Source organism: Vibrio sp. KMM 9700 (assembly GCF_058545285.1).
This window is the reverse complement of record NZ_CM178590.1, coordinates 142176-156678: the sequence shown is the minus strand read 5'-3', so window position 1 is coordinate 156678 and position 14503 is coordinate 142176. Positions and strand designations below refer to the sequence as shown.

Below are 14503 nucleotides of genomic sequence, written 5' to 3'. Positions count from 1 at the left end.
TTTAGCAACTCCTGTTGTTTTTTTTTAGTTTTTGCTAATTTAAAAGATTGCAGGGTTATTATAATAACTTCATCTTTGACGTTTGGGTGCTTCTGTGTATTTTTTTTGTATAAATAGAAAGAACGCTATATTGGCATTCTTTATTTTTTTCACTAATGTTGCTTTTGCTACTAATGTGCCTGAAGAATTTAAGCATTTTTATATGTTTAAAAATAAACAGGTGAATTTTGTATTGCCAAATGAAATAGAAGAGTCAGTTGATGTTGAAGCAAATTTTCGCGAAATAAAAAAAGTTAATGAAACCAAGAAGCTAGAAGAGGCACTCTTGGAGTCAGGTATAAAGAAAGACAAAGTGCAAGAAGTCATGCGCAGTGTTATTGGTGAAAGCACGAATAACAATGTGGTTGTTAAGTATATATCAGATGAAAACACGGTAAAAATTCAGGTTCCTGCTTCATTCATGAGCGAGCAAGTTGGAGAAACTAATTTTACCAACTTAGCCCCAGATCAGAATGCATTAATTATGACCAATCGTGTTTATACGAGTGGTTATAATGGTAGTTATACAGGTAGCGTCAATACTGAAGCTACGCTAGGGCTAAATAAAAGCCATATTGATTTTAATGGTGACTTAACCGCAGGGTCTAATGATCTTGATTATAATGTTCAAACTTTAAACTACCAATATGATTTTAAAGGCTTTTCTGTTCAAGCTGGTTATTCTGAATATTCTTCATTGCAAGATAACGCAACAAGTTTGTTGGATTATAGCCAGGGTGTTGAACTTTACAGTGTGTCACTGTTTTCGAATGATAATCTCTTACTAAAAGATATTAAAAATGGCAAGCGTATATATTATGACATGAAAGCAGCTGGTACTGTTCAGCTAATTCGTGATGGTGTGACTATCTATAATGACTCTGTTGATAAAGGGCAACAGACTATAGATTTTAATCGATTACCAAAAGGCAATTATACAGCAGATTTAGTGCTGAAACCGAATGGCTATAGTAAAGAAGTTTACACGAAAAGAATAAATAACAACACATCACAAACTTCTGTGCGTGGCTATGATTATTCTGTCTCATTTAATCACGCCGATGCAGATCGTGGAGATAATCAATATACAACAGATTATTTGAATACGTCAGGTGTAATGTCTGTACTAGATGGTCGAATGCTCTTTGGTGGCACATTACAAGCAAGTGATGAAGATATTCATGTCGGTACTGGCTTGAAATATATCGAAGGTGATGTGACAGCCGGTATTTTTGCTAACTATCTTGGTGATGGCCACTTATTAAGTATAGGCGGTAATATTTATGGTGTTGGGTTCAATTATGAATCTTTAGATGTGAATAAAGATGATGTTAGTAATCTAACCGGTGCACGTTATGGGGACAATGATTATAGACAATCAACGATTTCATATTCGTTTAATCTCGGCCCTGGTAACTTGAGTCTTTATGCAAATAAATATTATGAAGAGAATAAAAGAGACGAATATTCAAAGAACATTGATACTTTAAATTACTCTGTGAATTACCATACAAGTTTATTCCTAAATATGGGCTTAGATGTAGGGTTCACATCGACGAAAGATTACTCGACGAAATCTAATGACGATAATGTTCTGACAGCAAACTTGACTGTTCCTTTAAATGACATTTTTGATTATTCAACAAGTTTAGAACATTCAAGTCTGACTGGTTATCGACTTGCGAATAATATTAATTATAGCGATGAAGTCTATGATAGTCCGGATATGAAGGTTGTGGGTGGAATAAATGCATCAGAGTACGTTGATGGAAATGACTCACAAACGTCTATTGGTGGTGACTTAGCTGCAAATGGTAAGTATTTTGATGCGCATGCTTTTGCGAATGTTTCAGATGATGAATACCGAAATATTTCAGCAGATATAGAGTCAACAACTGTTATTACACGAGACAAAGTTTATGCAACCTCAGAGCGCTCTCGATCATATTTAGTACTAAATAATGATACTGCTACTGACGATAGTCATGATTTAGGGTTGATAAACGTACAATCTTTATCAGGCCATAGTGATAGAAAGTCAATTAGTGATGATTATACAATGGTTGGATTAGATGATTACTCTAAGTATAAGTTTAATTTAGATACAGAGGTGAGTGGGTTTCACTCAAATACTAAATCGATTGGTTCTATGTACACTTATCCAGGAACGATTAAATCTGTCGATAATAAATTGAAGAAAGTAAAAACGTTTTTGACATATTTTGAAGACTTTAATAACTCACCTTTAAATGATGTTGACTGCATTGGTGATGGATGCGTTAGTGTGAGCCGAGTTGGTGATGGTGTTTACAGTGTATCTGTTCAAGAAGGTGAGAAATTTAAGTTAACTTCAAATAACGAAATGTGTCAATTTACTGAGGATAGCACTGATAAGAAATATGTTAGTCGATGCTTCCCAAGTGTTAAAGAAGAAGAAAATGGCATGCAGTTGGTTGTCGATGGCTTAGGTAACGGTGATGAGCAATATTATTACCTTGGTGTGATTGATGACGAAATATTATCAAGCATGGCTGTTAATTTAGATAGTTTAAATATTGATATACTTAAATATCAATTCGCAGGAAATGAGCATGTTTTTGCCAAAGTAAGTAAATCGAATAATGATAATCAAGTCGATTTGTTATTTAAAATGCAACAATATGCAAGCACTAATAGTGTTGATGAAAAATATTCAGAGGTATGGTAATGATTAGGTTTTTAGGTGTTTTATTTGCAATTTTCAGTATAAATGCTCATGCGATAGCTGTCAGCAGTCTGTTTGAGGCTGCGGACCCAAAATCGCATTCAGCAGAAGTCGTTATTGAAAATAATGATGGCAAAGATATGTTCATTAACTTAGAAATGGCTAAGGTTGAATATGTTAATGGAAAGAAAGTAGTTACTAAAGTTAATAAAGATACCTTAGAAAACTGGACTTTTTCTATTAGTCCTACACAGATGATTTTGGGTCCAGGTGAAAAAAGAACGATTAGAATGGTGAATAAATGCTCAGAAAATAAATGTGATGAGAATAAAGACCAAGTCTATGCTGTTGATATTACTCCTGTTCCATACTCTGAAGGAAACGTATCTTCTGTAGCCGTTGCATTTGGCTATAGAGTTTACTTTATGGATCCAGCTAAAAAAGTGAATTTAGATTATGCTCTTAAAAGAGTAGGAAAAGATAAATTTCAATTCACTAATAACAGCAATACTATGTTAAATGCAGTATTGAATGTATGCACCAAGAAGTTCACTAATGATTGTATTTATCAATATAAATTACTATCTGGTGCATCGAAGCAATTTAAACTTCCTGAATCTGTACAGGGTAAATCACATATTAAGTTTAATGTAATTAACGCAAATGAAGAGATCAATGAAGAAGTTTCTATTTAATTCATTTTTGACACTTCTATTTACTATCTCATTTGATTCTTATGCTTTGACACTCAATGCAGATATAGTTGGTGACCAAATTACTTGGAAAAATGCCAATGTAGTAGATGGAAATATTATACCAATAATATGGGAAAACAGTTCAGGGGTTAATGTTCATCCTGTTTATGCATGGAGACCAGCTTTTCAAAAAAGTAGTCAAAACACTCTTGTTTTCGAGTCATCACTTGGTGGCTCGGTAACAACTGAGTTTTCACATACAGGGGTAGAGTTTCGATACGGTGGCGCATTTGAGCTAAGTGATGAAACGACTTCCTATGCTAAGTGTAGCTATGAGGCATCACCTTCTGGCTACTATGCATTATCTGGGAATAGTTCATGTGCAGCGGAAAAGTTATTGAGTGCGCCAAATAAATATAAGCCGTTTGAATTTTACAGAAGTAGTATAAAGCTAGATTCATTGGTTGAAGACTTTAAGCAAAGTAATGCTCCTTCCGGCTTATACTATGCAAATGTTCAATTACCGTTGTCTTACATGGTTAAATATGGAACTGCCGAAAGTTATCAAACTGCTATGACTTCAGTAACGATAGCTATTAATTATACGCCATCATTTCTAGATTCAGTGTCTATTATTGGTGATGGAGATTTTGATATAGATTATGACACTAATAATCATACAGCGTCTGGTAGTACTAAATTTTTGGTTCGTGTTACTGGTCATATTGAACCAGGTCTAAAGATGACTTTTGAATCATTAGGGGATCCTGATTCATTTAATTTGGAACATTCAGAATCAGAAGATGTGATCCCATATAGCTTAAATTGCACTAAATGTGAAGATTCTATCGTTATTCTAAATGGTAAAAAAATTAGAGAACATTCAAATATACCATATGTAGGTGATAATATGAATTTTGATCTTGATTTCTATTTTAAAAATTTACCTGCGGGAGAAGTGGCTGAAGGAGAATATAAAGATGCAGTCAAGGTTTTATTCGAAATTGATCTATGATGTATTAATAGCAATTCCTGTTTTATTTAGTGCTAATGTTTTTGCTGCAGAATCACATTTTGCTGCAGGTTTTAATTCTGGGGTTTATTCAACTTCTTATGAAAATGAAGATGATATTCAGAATTCTTATATTCGTTTAGCCTTAGGTTATCATTATGATAAATTTAATGTTAATGGGCTTTTTACAAAATCGGATGAGAATAAAAATAAACCATACTTTTCTTTATCGAGTGGGTATGATTTTGATTTATCAAAAAATTACATCATACGACCAACATTAGGTGCAGACTTCTTAACAGAATCTGTTAAAGGTAATCTTGGTTTAGAACTGCATTATTTGATTACTAAAAATGCACATTTTGTAATTAGTAATAATTATAGACATGATCATGAAGGGAATGATTATTTCTTTGGGTTAGGTTTTGAGTATGATTTTCTTCATGAAGACGCTAGTGAGCAATCTAGTGAAGGAATGAGTCAACCAGCAGATGATGAAATTACTGAACCTGCAGGTTCTAAAGTTAATGAAGCTACTGATGGTAATTTACCTAAATCTAAAGCTGACGTTCAATCAATAAGTAACGAGCATTCATCGACTGCAACAGTTGATACTTTTACTTTTAAAGTTGTCGATGAGGACGGAAAGCATGATTGGCAGCAAGTGCAAGTTAGTGTTGGGAGCAAGTTTAAAGGACAGCTAGGTATTGTGAACAACTTGGCTGTATTTAAAGGACAATTGCCAGTGACTTCTGATGATGAACTTCAGTTTATGTTGATAGGTAAAGAACATAATCATTTAATTCAATCAAATAAAAAATCGTACCCAAGCAGTGCTGCTAATAAAGGGCACTCTTTTATTATTAATGTTAATGCTAATAATGATATCGTTATCTCAAATGGCTAAGATTTTATTTGTTTTTATAATTTATTCTATCACTTTAGTTTCTTGTGCTAATGCAGCAGAATATAAATTTATAAAATCTAATAATAAGAATTTTTTAGTTATGAATGGACGTGTTGCACACGATGAGTTAAATCGTTTTAAAGCTGCAATACGTTCATCAGGTAATAGTATTGATAGTTTATTAATTCAATCAAATGGCGGTAGTGTTGAGCAAGCAATGAAGATTGGTAGAGAGGTAAGACGTAAAGGTTTGGATGTTTATGTTGAAACTTATTGCTCTTCTTCTTGTTTGTTAATTTTTTCGTCTGGACATAATAGATTTTTATATCATGAAGCTTACTTAGGTATACACCAACCATTTAAACGTGTACAAGGGAAGGTAATTCCTGAACCAAAATTTGGTAAGACATATAATGAAATTGAAAAATACCTTTTAGTTTGTTTGAATGACAAGAAGAAGTCTGATGAATTACTTGATGAAACATTTTCTATCCCTAGCGATACTTTATATGAAATGAAATATAATGAAATAAATCAGTTTGTGACCTTATATAAAAAACCATTTTTTATTTAGGTATATAAGCACGAGGCTAATTTTTAAATTTCTTATTTTTCAACGGCATTGATGGAGGCTGTAACATATTCTGTGTAACTACCTCATGTATTAAAGGTGCTTTTCTAAGCGGTCTTCAAATTCAATTATAAATCTGCTCATTGCTTGACGCCAGTTTCGAATAGGCATTGTCCATTTCTTACTGGCTTCTTTTATCGCTAAGTAGCCCTAATTCAAGTAAAGTTTCCTCTTTGGTCGCTGAGCCGTAAGTTTTCTTTAGAGTTGACTCCTTGGAAATACATGGCTAAATCGAAAGTGCGAAACAACTCTAATTTAGAATATCACTGAAAAAGTGTGTTTACACAATTAAATGCTTTTAGCTGATGAACTTTTATATGTACAGAGAGTTTTTCGAGTCGAATTTTATTCGTTATATATTTTACTAGTCAATTGTATATATTGATGAAGGACTGCATAGATGATAACTCACATTTTCCAAACTCAATTTCGTCAGTTGCTCTATCATTGAATTAAGTCTTTGTATGCCTCACCATGACAAAAGTAAAAAACAAAAGGTAGACCAATAGATGAGATGAGTATTTGGTCATGTGGTTGTCTTTAATCATGGTTTCCTCATCCGGGCTAATCAATTCAAGTCGTACAGAGCCGTGCCCTGAGCGGCCTGTTTTTGTACCACTGACCTCATGGATAACTTTCAATCCACTATAAGCTTTTTTCCACTTTTCGAGCACAGTGCTTGATTGCATATACTGAGTCATCACACGCCAATGTGCCTTTGGAATAGCAAAAGCAAAGGCGTCTAAAAATAGCGATAACTCCTTCGGATTATTAAAATATATTCCGGATTGACTCACCGAGCAGTGGTGCAAACAGTAATTCATTTGATCAGTAAATTGATCTTTATACTTTGTGTAATGCTCTCTTAATTTGACATTAAATTTTCTTGCATATTCTTTCTCTTTTTTAGTTTTTAGCTGGCCAGGTGTCAAAGCATGCTCACGCGCAAAGCTAAACAGCCTACTTTGAGAAGGGTTAGATCTAGATTTTAAGGATTTAAGATAATTAACATTCTTCAACCAGTTATGTATGGTTTTCGCTTGTATTCGATACTTAAAAGCCAAAGTGTCAATCGCTTGTCCTTTTGATATAGAATCCAGTACTTGATAGCAAAGCTCAATGGATAATCTATTTGAGGCTTTTGGCAACAAACTTTTTGCTCGGTATAACGATTGATTTGTGTGCGGCGTTATTTCCTTCACATCAAGCTTATGAAGTAAGGGCTTAAAGGCATAAGCGAGGATCACGTTATGCTTGTGTTTTCGATACATTGCCCAATAATGATTATGTGAAAATAAACCTGCTTTAAATGCCGTTTCAGCGTCAATAGACTGTAAGTATGCTGGCTTTCTTACTGCTGCGAGCATGTCACTAAAGTGTAGGTAATGTTTAAAGGTCATTTCTGGTTCTTCATGGCCAGCAAAGGCTGCAATTTCCCAGTATCCCTTTATGGAAGAGTACTTAAATAGTAACTGACGAATCTCTTGATGCTGCTTTTCTTTATAAGGGTAAAAATTTGGCAGTGTGTCGTAAGGTGAGGGTAGTTCAAGCATTAGTTGTAAACGGCTGAGACATGAATGTCTGAGGTGATAAAAGACTAAATGATCAAGTCCTGAAGCAATTTTTAAAAAACTGCCCACATAATTAGAAGTGGCCGTCATATTAAAAGGGCTAGCATAATCTTCACCTAAGGTTAAAAAAGGTGCTGATTGGGATTTACATAGACTTCTTTTATGTTGAAGGTAAAGGTTGAATATATTTTTTTCTTCATCTAGTAATAGAGGTAAAACAGGAATTTTGCGTAAGCTACTGGCTGTTTTATTATTTCCAAAACCATTGGATCGAATTTCAATCCATACCTGAGCGCACTGACTGATATTTCTCATCTGAAGCTTATAAAGCTCAATCATTCTAAGCCCACAGCGATATGACAAGATACAGATAGTCTGCAGCGCCATTTTATCTATATTATTGATATCATTTAAGGTATTGATATGTTGAAGTAAAGCACGAAAGGTCATCTCGTCCACAACACCCGCATTGGTGTGCTTTTGGGTGGCATCGCAATGAAAAAATTCATCACCAAGTAAAGGGAAGCCTAAATAAGCATAGGCGAAGCCATGTAAATCTTTTAATCGAGCAGAAAAATGATATTTTGATTTTTCACTTTTATGCCTGTCTATTTGTTCTTGATAAATGTCTTGTAATTTTGCTGATGATATTGATGGGGTGATTTGGTACTCAGTGTTGATATAAATCCAATCTTTTATCAAGGTATTTTTGTAATTCTTCACCGTTGAAGGCTTACAGTTCGTGAGTTTATGTTTGAGCCACTCGATAAAGCAATATTGCCAATCTTCTAATTGGTATTTATCTGTAATATCAGATAGTGAATGATTGAGAGTTGTTGCACTAAGTTTGGTTCCAATTGTTTGTTGAAAAGGTTCTTTAATGACTGAGTAGAAATCGGATACGGCTATTTTTGCCACTGAGTCGCTACTGGCTTTGGGAATCAAAAGGTTTGGAAGATCCACTTGACTATGAAAATCATAAAATGAACTAGCCTCTGGTCGCGTGACGTGAGGTTGTATGATTTGCCTTAAATTATTTGTTGGCAGTGAATAAGAATGGGTTCGTCCGATTCGATACTCCAGTAAAGCTTGGCTGATCTGTGTATGTTGGTGTCTCTCATACCAAGTAATTGCGCAGCGGCAAAATGTTTTAAACTGACTCGGCAGACGTGTGGGATCAGGAAAATTTTCAATCAAACATTTATAAATAGCTTGTGTATGTGTTGGTGCTTCCCATAACTGCTTATCCGTTTTATACCACAAGTGAATTTGCGCTAGGGTGTGTAGTGAAAGATAGCACTGATACTCAGTCACTCTTTCACCATGATGCTCTGAATTAGTGTTAATTTTATCGTTCTCTAATAGAAGAGGGAGATAAATATAGCAACTGAATTTTGTAAGAGGCAGTGGCTTACCTTTGATGATGCCTTTATGAAAAGCTTGCACCACATCAAGATTCATTTGTCCCGATTCAAATATCAGTGATAGCATCAAACACTGGTAGCGATGTGCAGGATCAGACGTATCCGCGCTGAGATGCTTTTCTCTCCATTGACTATATTGGTCGAAAATATTCCAAGCGTTATTGAGCCACTTAGCGTCCCGTGTTTGCTTTGCCGGTTTATTGGTGACAATTGTAGCGGGAGGGGAGTAGGGCCAATTATATTGCTTTTTGTATCGTTGGAATAAGTACTCACCAGTCTTAAATGCCTGTCGAAAATCCTTCTGTTGACCAAATGTTTGTAACAAGTTGGTTTCAAAGGTGCGCCATCCTTGGATAAACATCTCTTCAGTTGATATTGATTCTGGGGTTGGAAAAGCTTGCGTAAACAGTTCGGTAGCCTTAGCTTTCACTTTATTTATGTGTTCAATACGCTTTATTTCACGTTCGGCTTCACCTGTCAGATTAGTCATTTTTCCCACCTAATAATGACGTTAAATGCTTTTGTAAAAGATCAGAAATAGAAATAAGCTCACTTGTATTTAGCTGGCTAAATTGTGAAAAAGCGAATTGGTTTGCATACATATGTCCTAACCAAGCTGCGCAAAGTTCTTCTGATATGCCTTGTGAATACAAGAACGATCTTAAATAGTGGCGTGTCCAATTCGGTTGGAAGGGGAGGATTGTATCAATTTGTACTGCGTAAGAGGATGGCGTTACAGCTTCAATGCTTCCTTTATTAATATAAAAACAAAAGGCTGAATCACCCTCTATTGCCGAGCGATAACGTTGACTTAAACTAATGTTCCTTGCAGCAAAATACTGCTCTGCCTCTATGCAATAGCGTAAGTAGTTTTGTAATTTATCTAAAGCTACGGGAGGCAATATCACAATTCGACCGCTATAAGTAGAATGGCGCTCCTTATCAGCAATGCGGTACTCTCCTGTAGCAAAGTGTATATCATGAATCGTGCCAAACCAGTCGTTGACAGGACGATAACCAGAAGCTAGCCCTAATATAATCTGTAGCTCAATGACACACATATTATGGTAGGTCTCAGAGAAATAAGAGGGTGAGGCATAAATGATAGGATAAAAATACTCATTGAGTTTATTAAACAATAATTTCAGCTTTTGCTCACTGATGAAAAATGGTGAGCCGATAGCTCCTTCTGCTTTGATAATATGGCGCTCGCGTAAATAATCTGATTGGCTGAGTTTATTTAGATGTTCACAATATGTAGTAAAGCTCTCTTGCAGCGTTTGAAGTTTTATCTGGGTGTAAAATCTAGCGGGTTCATTTTGAGGGTGATGGCCATTGATCAAGTCAATGATACAAATATCAACACCCTTATGGTTTAGTGTCTGCTTCATATATTGAGCAATGGATGACAAATTGATAGATAAATGATGTTTGGCTTTTATTTTGGCTAGTAGTTCTTTGATGTCATGATTTGTAAGTGATTTGAAATGAAAGCTTCTTAGGTGGCTCACCAAGTTTAAAGGTAAAGGTAATAAATAATCAGATTGTATATTTTTAGTTAAAAATTTTAGATCCTTATCTAGCTTTTTAACAGATGGTAATTTGAAATGTCTGATTAATCCAATGATATGCCGTGAGCCATCTAACCTTGCTGCTTTCCATTCTTGGATTTCGCTTAACGTATTACCGGTAAAGAGCATCAAAAGTAAAACAGTTGCCGCGTCAGAGTCCATGTTAGGAGTACTTGTGCTGCAAATTTTAATGCATTCTTTTAGGACACATGCAATATCAAAATCTAGTGTGTGATTGATATTACATGTTAGAAACATAGCATTTTTAGTAATGGTACTATTGATTGCCCGGGCTTGCATCGCATTTAGATGTCGACCACGTTTAATAAATTGCTTTGATGAGACGAGAGATAGTGAACGATCGGGTTGAGCATTATCTTCTGCATACCAAGCCACTTTATTTTTATGCTGTGTTGAAACCTCTATGATTTTTTCTGTATATTCATCATGAGAATCATCAAGCATCAGCGGTTTAGATTTTGTTAACTCCCTACCATTTTTAAACTCTCTTGATCGGAATCTTCGATGGATACCTGGTCGTTCTTCATAACTTGCTCGAATAGGATTTCGATAGTAAGTTAACTGTAGGTATTGTTGTTTATGAGACTCCGATAAGGATTCAATTTTTGAATTAAAATATTCGATGAGCGATGAAAAAGAATACCCGTCTAACTTCGGTAAGAGATCAATAAGTTGTTTTCTATGCCCCAGAGAATATTGTCTAATTTCATTGCAGAGCTTTTTAATTTGTTGAAGATGATCGCCATGAATATATAGTTGTGTGATCACTATTAAACTGAGAGACTTATACTGTTCAAACTTTAATTGATCATACGAAGATAAATTTATCGTTGAGGTAATGAAAGCTGCTATTTCGTGTTTAGTAATCAGCTTGCGAGCATGTAGGGTGTTATAAATATCTTCCAGTAAAATAGTACTTGGTGTTTTTTGACAATTATAAGCTTGCTCTAGAAGTAATGATATTTCATCAAATTCATTTTGAAATGACTCGGGAAGCAGCTCATATAGTCGTATAATTTCTGTTGCAATAATGCTTTTTTTATCATCTGTTCCGTAGAAAATTTCATCGTAAAACTCAGCTCTTTTTTCACTGATTGATTGTGATTTATTTTGAAGGTTATTCGTCATCAAACTGCTCCTTCAGTGTTGAAAATATATCTGGTTTTACGTGAGAAGGTTCTAATGTATTTCTCGTTTTCTTTTGCTTTTTTAAACCTGATACACTCATATGAGTTAGCTTTGAAAAAGTACTTTGAGTCAAATATTCAGTGTCATAAAATTTTTTCAAAATGAATGAAGGCACATGTAAATTCAAATCATGGCGAACTGATTCTAATGACTGATAATGAACAGATGAGTTTAATACCCGTAAGATACATTCCCACGAAAAGTTAGTAATTTCGTTATCTGTTAGATCATTATCTATGAGTATTATTGCATCATTTATATTGAGTGAAGTTAAAGTAAATCCGGAAAATTCAAATCCAGATATTAGGTGTAATTGCTCTGGGGAAGAGAGGGTAGCTCGATAGATTTGACTATGAGCAGTGCTCGCCATAGGAGTTAATCCAATAGCAAATTTATCGAATCTAAACTGAAATGAATGAAAAAATTTAAAGGCGTCTTCGGCCATCGGATGTATGCTGACGGATAAGTTTTTCTTCTTCATTTTTGATAATATGACTGGCATCTCACCCTTCTTTATTTAAGAAAAAAGTACCTAAAGTAGCTAGTAAGTCATTATGAAATAGTGACCACCTTGTTTAAAGAATGGTTTTAAATGTTGTAATATGCAAATTAAAAGCGCCACTTAACCGTATGTTTTAAATGGATTTGTGTGTGATATCACATTCTAACATCCAACTGGGTTTAACCCTTCCAAGCTGATGATGCGGGTTCGATTCCCGCCGCACGCTCCAAAGCTTTTCTAGCAAAAATTAAATTTATCTTATTGAAATATAACACTCTTTATTGAGTGGTAATACCTAAATTTCGGTAAGTATCAAATATGGTTTATTGACCAGTATAATATCTTGTTAAATTAGAGTAAGCAATAATTGCACTTCACATCGAAAAATATAATATATTCAGATTGTGATCAATATTAATGTCTTTATTGGTTTTTTGCGAGCATACAAATTATCGTATGGAGTAGATCTTGTTTATATATAAATAATATTGATGGTTTTATATTATATGTATACTTTATACTTAAGATGAAAAATACAATAAAAATCTTAATATAATGATTGATATTACATTTAATCCAAATTAAGTATAAAATCTAATATCCATGTATGTAAGAGAGCAAACAAAGATATACCATATAAAGGAATATATATGTTTATAAAGTATATTTATATAATATTTTTTTCAATAGCGTTAACATCTTGTGCAATGAAAGCTAAAACTGAACCTGAACATGTGCAAGACTTAGAGCACCTAGCAATCTTTCCAATAAATGACAGTAGTATATATGGTTATGATGAATATACAGAATTAATACTTGGATATAGTTATTATAATGATAAATTAGAGTACTCGAGAGTATCTTTATATCGTGTGAATGGTACAGATAATGAATTCAGAATAATTAAATATCGTGATAGACCGACTGGCAGTGGAAATGATATATCCATTGCACAGTCAATATACACCTATAAATTTACAGATTTAGGGATGGAGTTAATTGAACATAGAGCAACACAGACAAGTCTAATTGGCAGTTTTGACATTCCTATCCTTACAGTTTCGGATATTAAAAAAATATTGAGTGCCGCAAATTTGCTTAGAGCAAGTGATTGGGTCAAATTACAAAATAAATCAATGACACCTTTATATTCTAACAAGAATAAAATTGTTGGTTTTGTAAGTGTTGAGCACTTACAGGATACAGGTATCGGAACTTATCTGAATTTGCCTTCAAAAATGAACCACATACAAATATATATAAAAAATACGTGTCAAAATGTTCAATTATCTGAAGAAGTATATATTCAGATTAATGGAAAAAACTATTTTGCAATAATGGATTGTATTCAAAATGATTTAACATTAAGTCTTTTTGAATCAGCATCAAATAAACTTTCTGAATTAGATATAGAAGGTAGTACGGCTGTGCTTTTCTTTAATGATAAACGCTATACGTTCTCTCCTATTGGTTATAACAATGCAATCGCTAGGAGCCATTAGAATTAATAGGGGGATGTGGGCAGTCGGCTGTAATTTAAATAGGAAAATGCTGTGTAAAGAGCGTTATGGCGCAGAGAACCAATGTGATAGATAGCGAATCAACCTTTAAAATTAATATGTTAAAAGTTTATTTTTGTGTAATCTAATAGATTTTCTTCATGTCACGGTAGAAGTTTTCATGAGATCCTAGAGCCATCAATTCTAAGGTAACAGTACCGTCTTCATAGCTATAGCCCAATAATGTAAGTTGCTTTGCCATTTTGAACTTATATACACGCAGAAATGATAAGTCACCCTTTTTTTGCTCACCTAAATAAGGATCTTCTAAAAGAATTCGAATCACATTATCTAAATCAGCCTTTTGGTTTTTATGCAATTTCTTAACTGTTTTTTTGAAACTCGGTGTTTGCAAGATATTTATGATTTTAGTCAAACGAATAGGCCTCTAATTTACCGGCTTCTTTCTCAGCTTTTGCAATGATTGCTTGCTTTACAAACTCGTAAGGTAGATCAGGGTTATCCTCCATCATTTCCCCAATTTTAGCCCAATGTTCAATTTGTTTCGGTGTGGTGCGGTTTAATGCTTTCGCCATAATCGTGGCTTTATCAAATAAATCTTGATCAATACGTACGCTAGCAGTAGCCATAATAGCTCTCCTTGGTATAATAAAACTAGTTTAGATAATGTAGCATATCACCACAGGTGCTGCAAGTTGCACCATAACAATCGCTTCAA

At 34.2% G+C, this 14503-nt stretch carries 11 protein-coding genes; 6 read left to right on the top strand and 5 right to left on the bottom strand.

Going from position 1 to position 14503, the window contains the following annotated elements; genetic code table 11:
* Positions 1 to 130 precede the first annotated feature (130 nt).
* Genes AC2VOY_RS12005 through AC2VOY_RS11985 form a run of 5 tightly spaced genes read left to right on the top strand, consistent with a single transcriptional unit; the run spans position 131 to position 5931 of the window.
* Complete coding sequence (locus AC2VOY_RS12005) at positions 131 to 2746, top strand: CS1-pili formation C-terminal domain-containing protein (protein ID WP_491833793.1); 2616 nt, start codon at positions 131 to 133, stop codon at positions 2744 to 2746.
* On the top strand, positions 2746 to 3438 hold the full coding sequence (locus AC2VOY_RS12000; RefSeq protein ID WP_491833791.1) for a fimbrial biogenesis chaperone: 693 nt from the start codon (positions 2746 to 2748) through the stop codon (positions 3436 to 3438). Before AC2VOY_RS12005 ends, AC2VOY_RS12000 begins: the two co-directional genes overlap by 1 nt.
* Positions 3419 to 4453, top strand: a complete 1035-nt coding sequence (locus AC2VOY_RS11995) for a hypothetical protein (RefSeq protein ID WP_491833788.1) — start codon at positions 3419 to 3421, stop codon at positions 4451 to 4453. Before AC2VOY_RS12000 ends, AC2VOY_RS11995 begins: the two co-directional genes overlap by 20 nt.
* Complete coding sequence (locus AC2VOY_RS11990; protein ID WP_491833786.1) at positions 4419 to 5357, top strand: hypothetical protein; 939 nt, start codon at positions 4419 to 4421, stop codon at positions 5355 to 5357. Before AC2VOY_RS11995 ends, AC2VOY_RS11990 begins: the two co-directional genes overlap by 35 nt.
* The gene (locus AC2VOY_RS11985; RefSeq protein WP_491833784.1) at positions 5350 to 5931 is read left to right on the top strand and encodes a hypothetical protein; all 582 of its coding nucleotides are present in this window, start codon (positions 5350 to 5352) and stop codon (positions 5929 to 5931) included. Before AC2VOY_RS11990 ends, AC2VOY_RS11985 begins: the two co-directional genes overlap by 8 nt.
* A gap of 509 nt (positions 5932 to 6440) precedes the next feature.
* On the opposite strand, the gene AC2VOY_RS11980 is transcribed toward AC2VOY_RS11985, so the two are convergent.
* Genes AC2VOY_RS11980 through AC2VOY_RS11970 form a run of 3 tightly spaced genes read right to left on the bottom strand, consistent with a single transcriptional unit; the run spans position 6441 to position 12265 of the window.
* A complete protein-coding gene (locus AC2VOY_RS11980; RefSeq protein ID WP_491833783.1) occupies positions 6441 to 9473 on the bottom strand; it encodes a site-specific integrase in 3033 nt (1010 codons plus the stop codon).
* On the bottom strand, positions 9466 to 11703 hold the full coding sequence (locus AC2VOY_RS11975; RefSeq protein ID WP_491833782.1) for a site-specific integrase: 2238 nt from the start codon (positions 11701 to 11703) through the stop codon (positions 9466 to 9468). Before AC2VOY_RS11975 ends, AC2VOY_RS11980 begins: the two co-directional genes overlap by 8 nt.
* On the bottom strand, positions 11693 to 12265 hold the full coding sequence (locus tag AC2VOY_RS11970; protein ID WP_491833780.1) for a hypothetical protein: 573 nt from the start codon (positions 12263 to 12265) through the stop codon (positions 11693 to 11695). Before AC2VOY_RS11970 ends, AC2VOY_RS11975 begins: the two co-directional genes overlap by 11 nt.
* Positions 12266 to 12915: 650 nt before the next feature.
* Between AC2VOY_RS11970 and AC2VOY_RS11965 the strand changes: the two genes are divergently transcribed.
* Positions 12916 to 13767 carry a hypothetical protein gene (locus AC2VOY_RS11965; protein WP_491833778.1) on the top strand — a complete coding sequence of 284 codons (852 nt, stop codon included), beginning with the start codon at positions 12916 to 12918 and terminating at the stop codon, positions 13765 to 13767.
* 142 nt (positions 13768 to 13909) lie between these two features.
* Here the strand turns inward: AC2VOY_RS11965 and AC2VOY_RS11960 are convergent, their stop codons facing one another.
* Complete coding sequence (locus tag AC2VOY_RS11960; protein WP_491833777.1) at positions 13910 to 14200, bottom strand: type II toxin-antitoxin system RelE/ParE family toxin; 291 nt, start codon at positions 14198 to 14200, stop codon at positions 13910 to 13912.
* Positions 14193 to 14414 carry a TA system antitoxin ParD family protein gene (locus AC2VOY_RS11955; protein ID WP_491833776.1) on the bottom strand — a complete coding sequence of 74 codons (222 nt, stop codon included), beginning with the start codon at positions 14412 to 14414 and terminating at the stop codon, positions 14193 to 14195. Before AC2VOY_RS11955 ends, AC2VOY_RS11960 begins: the two co-directional genes overlap by 8 nt.
* Positions 14415 to 14503: the final 89 nt, after the last annotated feature.